The sequence below is a fragment of the Arthrobacter sp. GAS37 genome (assembly GCF_044908325.1).
GTDB classification, from domain to species: domain Bacteria; phylum Actinomycetota; class Actinomycetes; order Actinomycetales; family Micrococcaceae; genus Arthrobacter; species Arthrobacter ramosus.
In genome coordinates this window covers 65,106-83,447 of record NZ_JBIYDB010000011.1, presented here as the reverse complement: position 1 = coordinate 83,447, position 18,342 = coordinate 65,106, and the positions used below count along the sequence as shown (strand labels likewise).

The window sequence follows — 18,342 nt, the reverse complement described above, 5'->3', positions numbered from 1 at the left end:
CGCAGGCGGGACTGCGCTCATGGAACCTCAGTATTGCGGCTACACACCTAACCGCGCCTGGGTCAGAGCAACCAAACAAGGCTTCAGCATTGTGCGATCGGACGAAGTGCGGGGGCGGTGGAGCGTCGATTGTAGAGGGACAAGACACCAGTGGACTCACCGCCACGAGAAGGGGAATCACCGTGACGAGCAACACCTCTACGAACCGCCCGCTTGAGCTCGAAGATATCGCGCGCTTCGTTGTGCCAGCCGAGACCGCCATCTCCCCAGATGGCACGCTCGTGGTCTTCACACGCACGGAAACCTTGAACGGCAGGGCGCACAGCTCACTCTGGGCGGTCAGCGACGGCTCCGAGGCTCGCCCCCTGACGAGCGGCCCGGCCGATTCCGCGCCGCAATTCGTTCCCGATGGCTCCGCAGTTCTCTTCCTGCGAGCATCCGCTGGACCAGCCCAGGTGTACCTACTGCCAATCGGAGGCGGCGAAGCGCGGGCACTTAGCGGCGCCGCGGACTTCCCCCGGGGTGTTGCGGCTGCGCGCGTCAGCCCCGACGGCCTCCGCCTCGCCATCACCGCAGCAGTTTCGCGCAACGTAACGGTACCCGCGGTGGAAGAGCCGATCGTGATCGACAGGCTCGGCTTCAAGACCGATGGGGTCGGCTGGAACGCAGCCGTTCGGATGCACCTCTTTGTGAGTGAGATCGCATCCGGCCGAGTGCGCCGCCTTAGCGACGGCGATTGGAATGCGAGCGAGGCAAACTGGTCGCCCGACGGCCTGCTGATCGCCTTTACGGCCGCCATCGAACCTGGCAGTGACGTCGATTGGACGAGCGGCGCCTACGTGCTCGACGTCGACGCCAAAATGCCGCTGCCGCGCCGCATAGGCCAGGCCAACAGCGTCAGCGGGGCGCTAGCATGGTCACCGGATGGTGGCTCCGTGATCGCGGTCGGGAATCCCGCCCCGCGCATCGGGAATGCCGAGCTCCTCCGTCTTTACGTCGGCACGGATGTGGCCGACACCTCGTTAACTGCCCCGCTCGACCGCAATGTCATGGCTGGCTTCCCGGGCTACCCAGGCGGGCGCCCAACGTTTCGTGCCGACGGCTCCGAGATCCTCTACTGCCCACGAGACCGTGGCTGGACGCAGCTGCACGCGGTCGCCCCCGACGGCACGAACTCACGGGCACTGGTCGCAGGGCCCCACCGGGTGGTGTCTGCTCTGTCCGTTGCGTCTGCTTCCGCACATGTCGCCTTCGTGCTCACGACCCAGCAGAGCCTGGGTGAGGTTGCGACGCTCGACCTGGCGACGGGAGTCCTCACGGTGCTCACGAGATTGCGCGAGAGCACCCTCGCCGGCATCGGGCTGTTCGAGGCCGAAGAACGCGAGTTCACAATCACGGATGGCACGCGCGTTCATGGTTGGTTGCTCTCGGCCCCGGAGACGGATGGCGCGGCGCCCCTGCTGCTCGACATTCACGGCGGTCCGCACAACGCCTGGAGCGGCGTCGCTGACGGCGTTCATCTTTACCACCAGGTCTTGGCGGCGAAGGGCTGGCGCATCCTTATGGTGAACCCACGCGGCTCGGATGGCTACGGGGACGCCTTCTACCGGGCCGTAAACGGGGGCTGGGGCACCGCCGATGAACGCGACTTCCTCGAGCCGATCGACACGCTCGTTGCCGAGGGCCTCGCCGACCCCGATCGCCTCGCCGTGACCGGTTACAGCTATGGAGGCTTCGGTACCTGTGCCCTCACGGCAGCGACCACGCGATTTGCCGCGGCCGTCGCCGGTGGCCTGATCTGCAACTTCTCCAGCATGGCGGCCGATGGTGAGCACGCCGCGTACTTCTCCGAGATGAGCACCGGGGTTGCGCCGCTCGGCCACTACCGCGAGCTTCTCGACGCCTCGCCGATCGCTCGGGTCACCAATGTCACAACGCCGACCCTCATTTTGCACGGAGCCGAGGACGCATCCTGTCCCGTCGGGCAGGCAGAGGAATGGTTCAAGGCCCTGCGCCTCGCCGAGGTACCAGCTCGCCTTGTTGTCTACCCGGGCGGGAGCCACCTGTTCATTCTGGACGGCCCGATCGAGTATCGCATCGACTACAGCCGCCGTCTCATCGAGTGGCTCGAAAGCTACGCGCGACCCGTCTCGCGCGCGCGGCCGCGTGGTCTCACCTCCGCCGGCCGCGGCGCCAGCTTCTGGCGCCGTCGCCTAGGCGTTCTCCGCACGCGCTACGGGGTCACGGCTGCGCAGTTCGGTATCGTCCGGCTCAACGAGAACGGCACCCCGATCGAGTGCACCACGGCGAGCTCGGGAGTACTCGACACCGGCTCTGGTGTATCCACGACGGACGACGCGCTTTTCCAGATCGGCTCGATCACCAAGGTCTGGACAACGGTCCTCATCATGCAACTCGTCGACGAGGGGCGCCTGGAGCTGGATGCGCCGGTGCAGAGCATTCTGTCCGATTTCGCCCTCGCGGATCACGCCACCGCTGCCGCCGTCACCGTGCGGCACCTGCTGATTCACACGAGCGGCATCGACGGGGACCTCTTCACCGACACCGGCCCTGGCGACGACTGCGTCGAGCGCTACGTCGAGTCACTGAAGAGCGCCAAGCAGGTGCACCCGATCGACGAGCGTTTCTCGTACTGCAACGCAGGCTTCGTCGTCGCGGGACGGATCATCGAGGTGCTGCGAGGCTCCACCTGGGACGCGGCGCTACGCAAGCACATCATCGCCCCGATGGGACTCGAACACACAATCACCCTGACCTCGGACGCCCCACGCTTCGCCACCGCAACGGGCCACTCCGGTTTCGGCGATGCAGCCCAGCCGGTTTCGACTTGGCCGATCACGCGCTCCATGGGGCCAGCCGGCCTGATCACGGCGAGCATCGGCGACCTGCTCAGCTTCGCCCAGACCTCGCTCCGTGGCGGTGTCGCTCCCAACGGCACACGCATTCTCTCCGCCGAATCGGCCAGAGCCATGCTCGAGGAGCAGGTGAGCCTGCGCGCAGTGTCGCCCGCGACCGTTGGCTGGGGGCTCGGTTGGTTCCTCGAAGACTGGAAGGGAACATTCGTCTACGGACACGATGGTGGCACCATCGGCCAACGCGCCTATCTGCGGGTCTTCCCGGAGGACGGTTTCGTGCTCGCGCTGCTGACCACGGGAGGCCAAGCGGATGGTCTCTACCGAGAATTGTTCGGCGATGCCGCTAGTGCCGTCTCGGCGGCGCGGATTCCGGATGCCCTGCAGGCGGACTCGAACGGCGCGTCCGTCGCACTTGCCGGAGAGATTGCTCGGAAACCGGTTAGCTATGCCTCCGGCGGAGCGGCGCTCACTTTCGAGAACGGCGAGAATGGTCCGCAGCTCACAATGCGCGAACTCACCGACATCCTGCAGGACGGCAAGGAGCCCAAAGCAACCACTCTCAAGCTTGTGCCCGCCACCCAGCCCGGCGTCTTGCTCTTCACCGCGCCCGACTCCGCGGGCTGGGCACAATTCCGTCCGCTTGAGAAGGGCGCCTATCTCGGTTACCGCTACATGCCGCACGGTGACGCCTCGTGATCAGTGGTTTGCTCACGAGCGAGGCCAGACGCGACAAGATCGCCTCATTTGCCGAGGCCGAGGCCGACGCACTAGCTGAGGCCAGCGGGGTCAGCGTTCGCACCCTGCACGACCCGGCCGAAATGGAGCTGGCCTCTGCTCTGCTCGCGACGATCTGGAAGGTCGAGGGAAACGAGCCGCACATCGACCCGGGCCTTCTTGTCGCGCTCGCCCACGCGCACAACTACGTGGCGGGGGCATACCGCGGCGCGGAACTGATTGCCGCGTGCGTCGGGTTCTTCCACCCGCCGCCCGACCGGGCGCTGCACTCGCACATCGCGGGCGTCGTCGGCGGGAGCGCCGGGGCCGGGGTCGGCAAGGCGCTCAAACACCATGAGCGGGCTTGGTGCCTTCGCCGAGGGACCGACACCATGACGTGGACGTTTGATCCGCTCATTGCGCGCAACGCCTATTTCAACATTCACCGGCTCGGGACAGCTGCAACGGAATACCTGCCCAATTTCTATGGAGAGATGACCGACAGCATAAACCGCGGCCAGGACAGCGACCGGGTGCTAGTGGTCTGGGATCTGCTCCGGGAGCCCGGTGCCCGCATTGCGACGGGCACCTCGGAACCGGAGGCCTGTGTCCTGTACAACGAGGACGGTGTACCGCGTCTCTCCCTCGACTCCGTAGGTTCGGCGCGGCGCGTCCGGGTCGAGATCCCCACCGACATCGAAACGATGCGGATCGAGCATCCCGATCGAGCCGCTCGCTGGCGCCCCGCGCTCCGTGACGCCCTCGCAACACTCATGAACGACGGTTGGCAGGTCACCGACTTCGCCCGCCACGGCCACTACAGTCTCGAAAGGACCCCCACACGTGCGCATTTTCAGCATTGACCTCATCGATATCGTCCTGCCCCTCGTGTCGCCATTCACCACCTCGTTCAGCACCCAAACCTCGCGCGCACCGCTGCTCGTCAAGGTGACGGCCGAACACAATGGCCGGGAGGTGACCGGCTGGGGCGAGTGTGTGGTTCTCGACGAGCCCGTGTACTCGCCTGAGTACCTCGATGGCGCGCGAGAGGTGTTGCAGCGCTTCCTGATTCCGGCGCTCTACGCCTGGCAGGATGCGGGCAGGGCGCTCACCGCCGAGCTTGTCGGCCACGTGCTTGAGCACATCGTTGGCCACCGCATGGCGAAGGCCGCGCTCGAGATGGCGGTCCTCGATGCCCAGCTGCGGGCGACGGATATCTCCTTCGCCTCCTATTTCGGCGCGACTGTCGACGCGGTTCCGTCCGGCGTTTCGGTCGGAATCCAGAAGTCAATCCCGGATCTGCTTTTTGCGGTAGGCGGCTATGTCGACCAGGGTTACGTGCGCATCAAGCTCAAGATTCAGCCGGGCTGGGACATCGAGCCCGTGCGTGCAGTGCGCGAGCGCTTTGGCGATATCCCGTTGCAGGTAGACGCGAATACCGCCTACCGGCTTGTCGACGCCCCGCACTTGCGGAAGCTCGACCCCTTCAACTTGCTGCTGATCGAGCAGCCGCTTGCTGAGGACGATCTGCGTCAGCACGCCCTTCTCGCCCGTGAAATCTCGACACCGATGTGCCTCGACGAGTCGATTGTCTCTGCCGCCTCTGCCGCCGACGCCATCGCCATGGGAGCCGCAGCAATTATCAACATTAAGCCCGGACGCGTTGGTGGATACCTCGAAGCCAAACGAATTCACGATATCGCCGTTGCCAATGGGGTCGCTGTGTGGTGCGGCGGGATGCTCGAGACCGGCCTTGGCCGTGCGGCAAATGCGGCACTCGCTGGCCTGCCCGGGTTCACCTTGCCCGGAGACATCTCAGCATCCGACCGTTTCTACAAGCAGGACATCACCGAACCCTTCCGCATCGAAGACGGCCAGATCCGGATCCCTAGCGGCGCGGGCATTGGCGTCGAACCGATCCCTGCGGTGCTCGCCGAGGCGACGACAGCGACCGTGACGGTCGCCCCACGGCGAGCTCAGACCGCTACGGCGAGCGCTCGCCGTAGGTGAGTAGGCGCAACTGGATCATGGCTGCGAAGCGCGCTTCCGGGTCGTTCAAGTCGATCTCTCCAATGGCGGAGAGCCGGCGCAGGCGATAGCGGAAGGTGTTCGGGTGGGTGTACACGAGCGCCGACGCCGCAGCAACGTCGCCGAAGGCATCTAGCCAGGCGCGGAGAGTTTCAACAAGTTGTGCGTTGCGTGCCCGGTCGTACTCAAGCAGCCGCGCGACCGGGCCGCTCGGGCGGTCGCCGCGAGCGGCGGCAAGATCTCCGAGTTCGACGAGAAGCGCTTCAACCTGCACATCGTCGAAGATCACGACCTGCGCATGCGACTGACCGAGTCGAAGCACGCGCAGGGCGCGATCCGCGCTGACGCGGGAAGCGGGGAGCGCCGCATGGTCGTCAGCGATTGTGCCGATACCGAGCAGCAGGCGCCGGTCGCCGCCGATGCGCGCGAGGAATTCTTTGGCAACTCGCGCGGTGCGTCGGTCGGCATCCGGTTGATCCGGGCGAACGCTGACGACTCCGTAGACGATGTTGCCGATGAGAGCGGCGGCGGAGCGGGGGTATACCGCGCCCAAGTGCATCGAGAGGGCGTCGGCGATGCGTTGCCGTGCGGCGAGAAGACGCGCATGTGCGGCCCCGCCCTCCTCGTCCTCTTCGGAATCTGCGGCAGCGAGCGCAAGCACAACACAGCGGTGATCGGTGAGGCGCAACTGTGACGCGGCATCGGCCGCGCCCGACCCGCCCTCAAGCACCGTGGCAAGTAGATCGGCCCGCAGCCTGCGCTCAACGTCGGCGCCGGCGCGTATCCGCAGCATATGCAGCGCGACGAGCTTCGCGGCATCCTTGAGCGCCCCGATCCGATCTTTCGGCATTGGTTCGCGCACCGCGACCCAGATGGAGCCGAGAATCTCGTCGCCCGCACGCACAGCGAGCGCCACACGAGGGTAGGAGGCCACTTGGGCGTCGACGTCGACGGGAGCGACCTCGATGGGGTCGGTGCTGCGATACAGCTCGCGGAACACGCCGCGCTGTTCCAACTGACGCATGTAGCGCTCGGGAACCTGACGGCCGAGGATTGTCTCGACGCGCGCGGGATCGGCTTCGTCTTGCTTGCCGGAGAAGGCGACGACTCGGGAGTTGCGGTCCTCGATCGTGACGGGCGCATTGAGGAGTGTCGAAATTGCATTGGCGAGCGAGAAGAGGTCACCGGCGGGCATTCCACCGAGGCCACTCTCGCCGACATCGCCCTCCGCAATGAGCGAGCGCAGCATCGAAGTGAGTTGGGCCCAGGATGCACCGCGGGTCAGCGCGAGCACGGGAACGCCGGATTCTTCGGACGCGCGTATGATCGCCGGGTCTGCACTCACTGGCGCCCGGAGCACGAGGCCGGCGGCGTCTTGCGTGGCGAGTGTTGTGAGCAGCTCGACGATCTCTTCGGTCTCGCGCATCCCGACGCCGAGCACGAGCGCACCGTGTGAGGGGATCGCCTCGTCGAGGGAGTCGTGGATGATGACCGTCTCGATCTGCTTTTGGCTCTCCGCGTTTCCGCAGACGAGCTCAAGAAGGGTCGTTCCGAGGTCTTCGAGCACCCGGCCAAGGCTTGAGCGCGGCCGCGTCGTCACTGACATGAGCACGCCTCCGACACTACAGGCGGACGGTACGACTCGACGTTGTTGCGCACGACGAAATCGTACCCCCGATTAGTCGGATGTTACGGAATGTAGTCCGACTGTGTTCCGCGGACGATCAGGGCTCTCGAGTCAGGACCGCGCCTTGGTGTCGATGACATAGCGGCGCGAGGAATCGAATCCCAGTACACGCCCACCATCATCCATGAGCGCACCCAGGCTGTCGCGCAGGGCGGCCCGCCAGCGCGAAGCGGTCTCCGGCCGACTGCGGCGGAGCGCCTCGATGTCATTCGGGAGGCGAACAAGCACGAGCGCCGCATCGGCTTCCCGCACGGTCGGCTCGTCGTGAGCCGAGGGCTCGAGCAGCGTCTGGGCTTCATCGGCCCGGTGTGCGCTCGACTCGAGAGTCGCCGGCTTTCCGTGGCAGGCCGCGGCCACGCTCGCCGAGAGCAGGTCCCACGTCACGAGTAACCTATCGGTGTCATCCCCACCGTTTATAACATCGCTCATCTGCCCGTAGTAGTTGCGGTGGTATTTGCTCGCGCGGGCGCCGAGCTTCACGAGGTTGAAGTGGGCATTGCGACTGATGAGCGGGTCGAAGGTCCACGAGATCTCATGGATGCCCTCGCCCAACGCCCAGGCCCGCTGGTGCGCCTTGATCGCGAAGCCGACATTGCGGCCACGCATCCGACCGTCGACGCCCGCGATATGGCTGTGCAGTGCCTGCTGCGAGGGTGCGGCAAAGAACCCCATGCCCGCACCGACGAGTTTGTCGCCGTCGAAGGCGCCAGCGAGATAGCTTCCCGCCTTGGAAATTGCCCGCAGGGTTTCCGTATTGACCGGCCCCTGAGTGACATTCGAGGTCCAAATGCGCTCGAAGAGCGCCACTACCTCGGAGAATTCCTCGACCTGGTGCAGCAGACGGATCGTGATGCCCGCAGAGTCCGCTGCGGCCCGCGCCGCCTGGCGGGCGTCCTCGACGAGGTCTTCGCTTGTGCCGTTGGCGCTCATGATGGTCATCGTGCCGATACCGACGCGGCGGGATCCGTCTGTGCAAACTCGTGTATGAGCTCGGCGATGAGCGCGTGGACGAGGCCAGTACGTTCGATCCATGCGCTAACGAGTGCGTGTTCATTGCTCGCGTGCGCACCACCGCCCACTGCGCCGAGCCCGTCGAGCGTTGGAACGCCGATTCCGGCCGTGAAGTTGCCATCGGAGGCTCCGCCGACCGAGGCGCTCTCGAGGCGGCCGAGCCCGAGCTCCTCAGCCAACCGGCTGGCGCGAGCGAACAATTCCAGCGCGGCCGATTCCTCGAGTGGCGGACGGTTCGCCCCACCGGTGATGTTCAGTACGGCATCGGGTAACATCGCCGCGAGGGCGCGCATTGCGGTGTCCACTCTGTCTTGCTCGGCGAGCGTGCGCACGCGCACGTCCACGGCGAAGCTGGATGCGGCCGGGACGGTGTTTGTGGTCGTGCCGGAGCGTAGCAACGTCGGTGTGACCGTCGTGCCGAGTTCCGCGTCGCCGAGGCTTGCGACGGCAAGGATCTGGTGCGCGGCCTCGATCGAAGCGTTGACACCCCGCTCGGGCTCGAGACCGGCGTGCGCCGCCCGCCCCTGCACTGCGACCTCGTAGAGAGAGACACCCTTGCGGGCAACCTTGAGGGCGCCACCGTCGGCCGATGCCTCGAGAACGAGGGCAGCGGCGCATCCGAGGGCCTCGTCTTCGATGAGCTGCCGGGAGCTGGGCGAACCGAGCTCCTCGTCGCCGGTTACCAGGAGGCTCACGCCATCGCGGTTCGGAAGGGCCGCAATGGCATGGAGCGCCATCACGAGTCCCACCTTCATATCGAAGGAGCCCGGCCCGCGCAGCACGTCGCCGTTGATCTCGAACGGATGCTCGATGAGCGATCCGATCGGCCAGACCGTGTCGTGGTGGCAGAGCACGAGAACCCGGGGAGTACCGAAGCGCCAGCGCAGGTGGGTGCGCCCCTCGATCACGATCCGCTCGGGGGAGCAGCCGAGCAGCCGTTCCCCGAGTTCGGTGATCGTGTCCGCGCTGCGGGCGATGGCAGCTAGGTCTGTGGAGGGCGACTCGCGTTCGACGACCGTACGCAGGTCTTCGAGCATCCGCTTGGTGTCGAAGTTCACTACGCCACCTTGGGCATTGCCCGTGCACCGAAATGCACGTACTGCTCGCCCGTCGGCAGTGCGTAGAAAACCAGCGATAGCCACCCCTGAGTGCCGGGCGCTCGCAGCGCGAATTGGCCATCACTCACCGGGGTGAGGGCGTACTCTTCGACGGGATTCGGCCTGGATTCGGCGACGACGCCGCTCACGGTCGTGCGCATACGCACGGACTCCTCCTCCATAAAGACCTCCATGACGACGCTGGAGCGCTCGTAGGTACCGAGGTACGGCGACATGTCGCCCGTGTACGGCTCGGCTGGCGGGCCGAACGATCCGGTAATCGAAATCTCGGCCAGCTCGCCGAAAATCTCGTTGTAGAGCTCGATGTACAGATCGTGTGTGTTGCCGCCGTTGGTGAGCAGCGTCACGGCTATGCCATCTTCTGGCAGGATGCGCAGGAAGGCGGCCTGGCCGATCGTGTTGCCGTCGTGACCGTAGAGGCGTTTTCCGCCCCAGTCGAAGCGGATCCAGCCCAGGCCCCAGGAATCGCCGAGTACGTACGGGTCGGGAACGTCGGTCTGGTGCGTGGTCATGAGTTCGGCGCTCTCCGCCGAGAGAATGCGGGTACCGTCGGCTGCGAGCCCGGCCTTGAGATGCATGCGGGCGAACTCGAGCACGTCTGCCGCTGTGGCATCGATGAGTCCGGCGGGGCCAAGCGAACGGGGGAGTGACCACATCGGAGCGAGAATGGGGCCGTCCTCGTCGGCGCCCACATGGCCGGCGGCGGCACGGTGAAGCAGAGCCTCCTCTGGCAGCGTCACGGTGTGCTTGAGGCCGAGCGGTGTAAACAGGCGATCGCGAAGGGCGTCATCCCAGCTGAGACCGGTGAGCTTCTCGATCACGCGGCCCATGAGTGCGAAGCCGGAGTTGCAGTACGAGAAGGTCACCCCGATGGGGTGGTTCTGCTTGACCTCGGAGAGGGCATCGACGTACTTTTCGAGGCAGTCGTCGCCGCGGCCGGTGTCGGTGAAAACGTCACCGTCTATGCCGCTAGTGTGGGTGAGCAGGTGGCGCATTGTCACCGACTTGCTCACCTCGGCGTCGGCAACCCGGAACTCGGGGACCACGTCGAGGATCGGAGCATCGAGGTCGAGCTTGCCCTCGTCGACGAGCTGCATGATGACGGTCGCCGTCCACACCTTCGAGATCGAGCCAATCTGGAAAATGGAGTCGTCGGTGGTCTCGACACCGGTGTTGATGTTGAGAACGCCGTGGCTCGCGAGGACAGGCTCCTCGCCGAGGCGCAGGATGCCGAGCGTGGCCCCAGGAACTTTGTGGGCGGCGGCGAGTTCGCTCAGGCGCTGCTGCCAGTGCGCGGCGTTGAGGGCCTTCTTGCGAACGGGGGTGCCGGCGGCCGGGGCATAGCGCTCCACCCAGTCGACGATGCGCTCGTTCCAGTCGGCGCGGTGCGAGGGCGCCCCGCTGAGAATAAACAGGTGCGAGCCGCCCGGGTAGAGCACGAGCTCGCTCGGCACATCATGTTCGCGGAGGGCGGTGAACCACTGCTCGGCCTGGCCGACTGGGCAACGGTGGTCCTCGCCGCCCTGCACGATGAGGGTCGGGGTGCGAACCTGGCCCACCTGGCTGTAGGGCGATTGCGGGGCGAGGAGTTCCGGGTTCTTCCACGGCAGGGCACCGTTCTCAAGGCGCGACAGGAAGTGGCCGGCATCCGATGTGCCCGCGACGCTCGTGAGATCGGCGACAACACCGCCGGCGACGGCAGCCGCGAAGCGGTTGTCGCGCGAGGTGAGATAGCAGGTCATGAAGCCGCCGTAGCTGTAGCCGGTGACGGCGAGGCGTGCGGGGTCGGCAACACCCTCGGCGACGAGATCGCCGATCGGCTCGAGGAAGTCCTTGGCGTCACTCGTGCCCCAGCCGCCGAGAGCTCCGCGGAAGAAGTCGTTGCCGTAGCCGTCGCTGCCGCGCGGGTTGACCGTGAGCACAGCCCATCCGCGGGCAACGAGTTCGTGGTGGTAGGCGTGGATGGGGTCGGCGGCCCCGTTCCACGCATTGTGCGGCCCGCCGTGCACATCGAGCAGGAGCGGGAGGGGGCCGGTGCGTTGCGGGTCGCGGCGCAGCCAGCCGTGCACGACGACGCCATCCGAGATCGTGAAACTCCGCGGCTCGGCGACGATGACGCCGGTCTCCTCTGGCGAGTAACTCGTGAGCACCGTAACGGTGCCAGTGCACAGATCGACCGTGGAGACTTCACCGAAGGACGTTTCCGTCGCTAGCACGATCGCGGCGGTGTTGCCGACGACGGAGACGCCGGACACGTTGGCCGCTCCGCCGACGATGACACGCTCCACCGCACCGTCGATGCTCGTAGCGTAGAGGTGGGTGTAACCACCGTCGCGCAGGCAGAAGATGACTGTCTGGCCATCGGCACTCAGCTGCGGGAGAGCGCCGGGGTAGCCCGCGCCGCCCGGCATGACATTGCGGTCGAGAGTCGAAGTGATGTCTCGTGGCGCTTCGCCGTCGAGGGGAAGGAGCAGGACGCTCGCGTTTCCTACCTCGGCATCGGTGCGACCGACGGCGATGAGCTTGGCGGCATCGGGCGTCCAGCCAGTGACGGAGAGCTGCACGTCGGCGGCACCCACGAGGCGTGGCCTGGCATTGCCATCGCTCGAGGACATCACATAGGCGGCCGTCTCGAAGGTGAGGTCTGAATCGGCCTCTTTGCCGGTGGAGAAAGCGATCCTTTCGCCGTCCGGGGACCAGACCGGATCGCCGGCATGCCAGTCGCCACGGGTCAGCTGGGTGATCTCGCCGCTGCCGAGGCTCACGACATGGATGTGTTGGCGCAGCGTGCCAAGGAGACCGGCGCCGTCGGCTTTGTAGCCGAGCCTGTTTGTGACGATTGGTGCCGTGCGGCGCTTCGCGAAGTCATCGCTGCCTTCGCCGGGCAGCGCAGCAGAGTCGATGGGGCCGGAGAACGCGATGCGTGTGCCGTCGCTGCTCCACACGGGGGCGCCAGCGCCGAGGGTCTGCGTCGTGACCTGCTCGGCTTCGCCGCCACCGATCGGCAGAACCCAGATCTGCGGCGGCCCATCCTGGGCGCGTAGGAAGGCGAGACGTGTCCCTTCCGGACTCCACCTCGGTGTCGAGTCGCCGGTTCCTCGGGTCAACCGCCGCGGTTCGCCGCCCTCAGCGGCCACGAGCCACAGCGAGCGTTCGTCGCGGTCTTCGGCGCGGTTGGTGGTCTTCAGAACGTAAGCGATGCTGCCGCCGTCTGGCGACAGAGCGGGCTGCTCTGGAAGCTGCGTGGCAATGAGGTTGTCAATACTTACACGTTGCTGTGCCATCGTGTGGGTCTCCTGTTCAAGGGGGTACGCTGTGCGGGGTTTAGCTGGAGCGGATGCTGCTACCAAGCGGGTTCGAAAGGTTGGGGTACGCGGTCGTTTGCGAGCTCGGCGAAGTGGCAGGCCGCGGCGTGCCGCGGCGTCGTGGGAAGCGGTGGCGAACTCTGCACGCAGATCTGACGCTCGGGGTGCACGAGCGGCCCGATCGGGCAACGGGGGTTGAAGCGGCAACCGCTCGGCGGGCGATGTGGGTCTGCGGGTTCGACGTCCAACGGAACGGCCGGATCAACGGCAAGAAGGTTGCCGTGGCGGGTCGGCACGGATGCGAGCAGCTCGCGGGTATACGGGTGCTTGGCGTTGTTCAGCACCTCATCGACCGGTCCGAGCTCGACGATGTGGCCGAGGTACATCACTGCGATGTAGTCGCTCAGATAGCGAACGACCGAAAGGTTGTGCGAGATGAATAACATCGTGAGCTCCAGCTCGGCGCAGACATTGCGCACGAGGTTCAGAACCGAGCCCTGCACCGAGACGTCAAGCGCCGAGGTGATCTCATCGGCGATGATGACCTCGGGTCGTGCGGCGAGCGCCCGAGCGAGGCCAATGCGCTGACGTTGGCCGCCCGAGAGAGCGCCCGGGAGCGAACCCGCACGGTCGGGGTCAAGGTTGACAAGCTCAAGCAAGCGCCCGACGTCGGCGCGCTTGGCCGCGGCTGAGGAGAACGTGCCGCGCGGAATCATCTCGGCGATGGACTCGCCGATCGTCATCCGTGGATCGAGCGAGGAGAACGGATCCTGAAAGACCATCTGAATTGGATGCCGGCGCCGCAGTTTCGTGACATCGACACCGTCGAGCGTGATCGTGCCGCCCGTGACAGGGGCGAGCCTGATGGCGGCGCGGGCGAGCGTCGACTTGCCCGAGCCTGATTCGCCGACGAGGCCGACGACCGAACCGGAGGGGATGGTCAGCGAGACGTCATCGACGGCGGTCAGGCCCGTGCTGCGGGATCCATACCTCACGCTGACATGATCAAAACGTAGCTCGCTCACTGCGTGCCTCCCACAGTTGCGACCCGCGCAGCTTCGCTGTGCGCGGCGGCGGCGCTTGGTTCCGGCAGTGTCACGCGAGTATCGCCCTCTACGGGGTTCCAGCAGGCGACACGGTGCAAATCTCTGTGGATCTCCAGCTCGGGGTCGGATTCGCGACACTGTGCCGTCGCCAGCGGGCAACGAGCGGCGAAGGCGCATCCGAGCGGTACCTCGCCGGGTGCCGGCGGGCGGCCGAGAATCACACCGAGGGGCTGTTCGCGGTCGGTGTCGAGATCGGGTACGACCTCAAGCAGGGCGCGGGTATAGGGGTGGCGTGCCCCCGTGTAGAGTTCCGCCGTCGGAAGATCTTCGACGATGCGGCCGGCGTACATGACAAGCACGCGTTCGCAGCTTTGCGAGACGACGGCGATGTCGTGGCTGATCAGCAGGATCGCCGCGTTCGTGTCGGTGCGCACCCGCTCGAGGAGCCGAAGAACCTGGCGCTGCACCGTGACATCGAGGGCGGTGGTCGGTTCGTCGGCGATGATCAGTTTGGGGCTGTTCATGAGGCCCATCGCGATCATCGCGCGCTGTCGCATCCCGCCGGAGAACTCGTGCGGGTACTGTTCGGCGCGCCGGGCGGCCGCGGGCACGCGCACTGCCTGAAGCCGCTTGACGGCGCGCTGCATGGCATCCTTCTTGCTCATACCCTGGTGTTCCTGTGCGGCCTCGGCGAGTTGGCTGCCGATGCGTCGGGTGGGGTTGAACGAGGTCATTGGATCCTGAAACACCATTGCGAGTGACGTGCCGAGCAGCCCGCGAATGGTCTTCTCCGGCGCGCTGAGTATCTGGATGCCGTTGAACTCGAGTCGATCGGCGTCCACGACGCCCGGTGGCTCGATGAGTCGGGAGATGGCCAGCGCGGTCAGGCTCTTGCCCGAGCCGGATTCGCCGACCACTCCCAGCGCCTCACCCTCCCTGACCTCGAAGCTCACTCCGCGAACGGGGTGCACCGGACCGCTGGGTGTTGGGTACGAGACGCGGAGGTTCTCGATGCTGAGGATCGTGCCGTCGGAAACGGTAGAAAAGGTGGGAACCGCGCGGGTGGTGGGCGGCGGCAGCGGCGGGAGCGTCCAACGACCGGAGGCGACGCGGCCACCGGCAACGGATGCGGCGGTCTCGCCGAGCAGGTTGAACGCGAGGCCGGCAACGATGACGGCGACGGCCGGGCCGAAGGCTGCGGCAGGGTTGATGTAGATGCGGTTGAGCCCCTCGCTGAGCAGCTTGCCCCAGTCGTAAGCGGGAACCTGTACGCCGATACCGAGAAAAGACAGGCCGGCGAAGGCCAGTAGCGCACCGCCGGCTGCGACGGTCGCGTTGACGATGAGAGGCTCGGCAATGTTTGGCAGTACGTGCCGGATGAGCACCCGCAGGCGCGAGACGCCGGCGGCGCGCGCGGCAGAGATGAAGTCACGGCCGGCGATCGCGGCAGACATGGTCTGGGTGAGGCGGCCAAAGCTCGGGGCCATGGCAAATCCGATGGCGAGCACGGCCCCGGTCGTGCCGACGCCGAGGACCGCGGCGAAGAACAGCGCGAGCAGGAGGCCGGGGAAGGCGACAGCAATGTTGACGATGCCGACGACGAGGCGTCCGGCCCAACGCGGGAGTACGGATGGGGCCGTACCGAGCAGGGTTCCGACCGTGACGCCTATGACGACTGCCATGACCGCGAGTGCGACCGAGAGCTGGGTAGCAATCAACACGCGGGCGAGAACGTCGCGACCCAGCGCATCCGTTCCAAGGAGGTGCTCAGCGCTTGGACCCTGCTGTGTGCCAGAGGTGTCGATGGCCTCGGCCTGTGCGCCCCAGATCAGTGGGGCAAAGATCGCAAGCAGGGCAACGAGAAGGACGAGAACCGTGGCGGTGGCTCCGACCGGGCTACGGACGATGGAAAGCCATTTCAGACGAGTGGGCATCAGGACTCCCGAATTGTAGAGCGCGGATCGAGAAGTGCAAGCACGATATCGATTACGAGGTTGACGAGAAGTACACCGATTCCATAGATGAGCACGATGGACTGGACCACCGGGTAGTCCTTGGACAGGATGGACTGCACGATCATGGTGCCGAGGCCGGGCCAAGCGAAGATGTTTTCGACAAGCACAGTGCCCGCGACCATGCCGCTGAGGAGGAGACCGGTGAGCGTGAGCGTCGCCGTCATGGCATTGGGGAGGGCGTGGCGGACATAGATCTTGCGGGGCGCCAGGCGCTTGGCTCGGGCGGTGCGAACGAAGTCTTGGCTGAGGACGCTGAGGACCTCGACTCGGATGATGCGCGAGAAGACAGCGATTGGCCCGACGGCCAAAGCGATAACGGGTAAGACCAGCGCTAACGGACTGTCATTGCCCGCGATCGGGAACCAACCGAGGTTGACCGCGAAGATGTAGACGAGCCCGACTCCGAGGAGGAACTCGGGGATTGCGCCGAACACCACACAGATGATGGCGAAGGTGAGTTCGAGCCCGCGTCTGCGGCCGCTGCGGGTCGCCACGGCCATTGTGACGCCGAGCGGAAGGGCGACGAGTAGAACGAGCAGGCAGGCGAGCAGGGCGAGCTGCAGAGTGGCAGGGAACCGTGTCGCGATAATGTGGGCGACCGGCTCGTTGGTGATGGTGGAAACCCCGAGGTTGCCGGTGAAGAGCTTGGCGAAGTAGTTCACGTATTGCACGATCAGCGGCTGGTCGAGACCGAGCGCGGCGCGCCGGGCCTCGACCAACTCGACTGGTGCGTTCATGCCGAGTGCCGCGCGCACGGGGTCGCCGGGAACGAGGTGGATCATAAGGAAGGCCGCCGTGATCAGCACCCACAGCGAGAGGATGAACTGTCCGCCGCGTCGCACCGCGAAGGTCAGCCAGGGGCTGATTCCTGCGCGTGATGCGGCAGTGCGTGCCGCTACCGTTTCGGCCATGGTGCTGGTCATGGGGCTACCAAACTTCTCGGGTTACTTGAACAGACGAATTGACGCGGGCTCAAGGCTGTCGCTCTGAACGAACTCTGCCTTGCTCCCGAACACTGACACAACCGAGTTCGCAAACGGGATGACGTCTGCGGCGGCGATGAGTACTGCTTCAGCGTGCGACCAGTCGTCACAGCCTTCTTTGCCCGGCTTCGTTGCGGCAGAGGTCGTCGCGGCGATGTAGTCGGCGTTATCGGTGTAGCCGAAGTTTGAGCCTTTCGGCGGGGTTGAGCCGGAGAAGAATGGCACTATCTCGCTGGGCAGGCCAACGCCGAGTGAGATGAGTGAAACGTCCCAGTCGCCGGTACCGAAGAGCGTCTTGCTCACGCCGTTGGCATCGACACCCTTGAGGGTCGCCTCGACGCCGATCTCTTTCCACATCGACTGCAGCAGCTCTGAGGTCGAGCCGAAGGAGTCGGAAATATACGAGGGGTAGATGACGGTGAGTGAGAGCTTCACTCCGTCCTTCTTCCGTATGCCGTCCGATCCGAGCTTCCAGCCGGCGGAATCGAGTGCGTCGGCCGCGGCCTTCACATCGAATGCCGGGATGTTGGCCGTCGCCACGTCGGCGTGGCAGGGGTTCGGCGCCAGGTTCACGAGGTTGGTCGGCGCGGTGCCCTTTCCGCTCGAGAGAACCGCGCGCAGCTTTGCGAGGTCCAGGCCCCGGGTGAGGGCAACGCGAAGTGCCTCATCAGAAAGCAGCTTCTTTGGGTTCTTGTTGAAGTGAATCTGTCCCAAACCGGCCTGGACATCATTGGAGAAGAGCTTCTTGGCGCGCAGCCGCTCGGAATCGGGCCCCACAACCTGTGCGGCGTTCAGCTCGCCGGAAAGCAGCAGATTTGCCGCAGTGGTCTCGTTGGGCAGGACCTTGAAGATCACCGTGGCGGGGATGCCAGCCTGCTTCGGGTCCCAGTCGCCGGGCCCCCAAACGAACTCTTTGCGCCGGGTCAGTGTGTACTGCGAGTTCGGGGCGATTTCGGTCATCGTGTACATGCCGGTCGCGCCTTCACCCTTGGCGAGCGCATCCGCGTGGGCTAGAGCCGGCCCGCACACCATGTGCACGCTGCCAACGTTTTCGAGGAGGAACGCGTCGGGCGTGCCGCTCTTCACGCTCAGCACGCCGGTGGCGTCGTCGCCTGTCGCGACGGTGCCGGCTTGTACGTTTAGCCCGACGAGGGGTGAGCCGTTCTTCGGGTCCGCAATGAAGTTGATGTTGTCGGCGAGCATTGACGCGGTGATCGCGGTGCCGTCAGCGCAGGTGGCGTCCTTGCGCAGGGTGAAGGTGGCGTTGGTGGTGTCGGCCTTCCATTTGCTCGCGAGCCCGGAAAGGATGGTGCCGTCACTCCCTACCTCGACGAGGCGCGAATAGAGGAAGCGGTCGATGGTGCGGGCGACACTCATCGCGGTGATCATGGGGTTGAGGTTTCCCGGGTCGGCGCCGATTGCCATCGTGAATGTGCCGTCGGTGACAAGCTCGTTGCCGGAGCGGTTGCCGGAAGCGCCGGGCGCGGCGCAGGCCGCGAGAGTGAGTGCTGCCGCCCCAACGAGGGCGACGAATGGGGTAATGGAACGCATGGGATGCC

11 protein-coding genes are annotated in these 18,342 nt (G+C 65.8%); 3 read left to right on the top strand and 8 right to left on the bottom strand.

The window, feature by feature from the left end; translation table 11 throughout:
• Window positions 1-182 precede the first annotated feature (182 nt).
• From ABH924_RS11495 to menC, 3 genes are read left to right on the top strand one after another with little or no spacing between them, the layout of a single operon-like run.
• The gene (locus ABH924_RS11495; protein ID WP_404498913.1) at window positions 183-3,572 is read left to right on the top strand and encodes a serine hydrolase; all 3,390 of its coding nucleotides are present in this window, start codon (window positions 183-185) and stop codon (window positions 3,570-3,572) included.
• On the top strand, window positions 3,569-4,453 hold the full coding sequence (locus ABH924_RS11490) for a hypothetical protein (protein WP_404498911.1): 885 nt from the start codon (window positions 3,569-3,571) through the stop codon (window positions 4,451-4,453). Before ABH924_RS11495 ends, ABH924_RS11490 begins: the two co-directional genes overlap by 4 nt.
• Entirely contained in the window at window positions 4,434-5,600 is a 1,167-nt protein-coding gene (gene menC / locus ABH924_RS11485; protein WP_404498909.1) for an o-succinylbenzoate synthase, read from the top strand. Before ABH924_RS11490 ends, menC begins: the two co-directional genes overlap by 20 nt.
• Here menC and ABH924_RS11480 read toward each other — a convergent pair.
• The 8 genes from ABH924_RS11480 to ABH924_RS11445 all read right to left on the bottom strand — a co-directional run bounded on the left by ABH924_RS11480 (window position 5,575) and on the right by ABH924_RS11445 (window position 18,334).
• Window positions 5,575-7,224, bottom strand: a complete 1,650-nt coding sequence (locus ABH924_RS11480) for a PucR family transcriptional regulator (protein WP_404498907.1) — start codon at window positions 7,222-7,224, stop codon at window positions 5,575-5,577. The genes menC and ABH924_RS11480 overlap by 26 nt on opposite strands.
• A 132-nt stretch (window positions 7,225-7,356) precedes the next feature.
• Window positions 7,357-8,244: a hypothetical protein gene (locus ABH924_RS11475; protein WP_404498905.1), complete on the bottom strand. Its 888-nt coding sequence runs from the start codon at window positions 8,242-8,244 to the stop codon at window positions 7,357-7,359.
• Complete coding sequence (locus tag ABH924_RS11470; RefSeq protein ID WP_404498903.1) at window positions 8,241-9,374, bottom strand: M20 family metallopeptidase; 1,134 nt, start codon at window positions 9,372-9,374, stop codon at window positions 8,241-8,243. Before ABH924_RS11470 ends, ABH924_RS11475 begins: the two co-directional genes overlap by 4 nt.
• The gene (locus ABH924_RS11465; protein ID WP_404498901.1) at window positions 9,374-12,718 is read right to left on the bottom strand and encodes a serine hydrolase; all 3,345 of its coding nucleotides are present in this window, start codon (window positions 12,716-12,718) and stop codon (window positions 9,374-9,376) included. Before ABH924_RS11465 ends, ABH924_RS11470 begins: the two co-directional genes overlap by 1 nt.
• 59 nt (window positions 12,719-12,777) lie before the next feature.
• A complete protein-coding gene (locus ABH924_RS11460; protein WP_404498899.1) occupies window positions 12,778-13,734 on the bottom strand; it encodes an ABC transporter ATP-binding protein in 957 nt (318 codons plus the stop codon).
• Between the two features lie 26 nt (window positions 13,735-13,760).
• On the bottom strand, window positions 13,761-15,719 hold the full coding sequence (locus tag ABH924_RS11455) for a dipeptide/oligopeptide/nickel ABC transporter permease/ATP-binding protein (protein ID WP_404498897.1): 1,959 nt from the start codon (window positions 15,717-15,719) through the stop codon (window positions 13,761-13,763).
• Complete coding sequence (locus ABH924_RS11450; protein WP_404498895.1) at window positions 15,719-16,723, bottom strand: ABC transporter permease; 1,005 nt, start codon at window positions 16,721-16,723, stop codon at window positions 15,719-15,721. Before ABH924_RS11450 ends, ABH924_RS11455 begins: the two co-directional genes overlap by 1 nt.
• A gap of 21 nt (window positions 16,724-16,744) precedes the next feature.
• Window positions 16,745-18,334, bottom strand: coding sequence for an ABC transporter substrate-binding protein (locus ABH924_RS11445; protein ID WP_404498893.1), 1,590 nt, complete (start codon window positions 18,332-18,334; stop codon window positions 16,745-16,747).
• Window positions 18,335-18,342: the final 8 nt, after the last annotated feature.

Excerpts from the sequence above, each read along its gene's own strand:
- ABH924_RS11475 (WP_404498905.1), bottom strand. The coding sequence starts at position 8,244 with ATGACCATCATGAGCGCCAACGGCACAAGCGAAGACCTCGTCGAGGAC.
- ABH924_RS11480 (WP_404498907.1), bottom strand. The coding sequence starts at position 7,224 with ATGTCAGTGACGACGCGGCCGCGCTCAAGCCTTGGCCGGGTGCTCGAA.
- ABH924_RS11450 (WP_404498895.1), bottom strand. The coding sequence starts at position 16,723 with ATGACCAGCACCATGGCCGAAACGGTAGCGGCACGCACTGCCGCATCA.
- ABH924_RS11465 (WP_404498901.1), bottom strand. The coding sequence starts at position 12,718 with ATGGCACAGCAACGTGTAAGTATTGACAACCTCATTGCCACGCAGCTT.
- ABH924_RS11445 (WP_404498893.1), bottom strand. The coding sequence starts at position 18,334 with ATGCGTTCCATTACCCCATTCGTCGCCCTCGTTGGGGCGGCAGCACTC.
- ABH924_RS11455 (WP_404498897.1), bottom strand. The coding sequence starts at position 15,719 with ATGCCCACTCGTCTGAAATGGCTTTCCATCGTCCGTAGCCCGGTCGGA.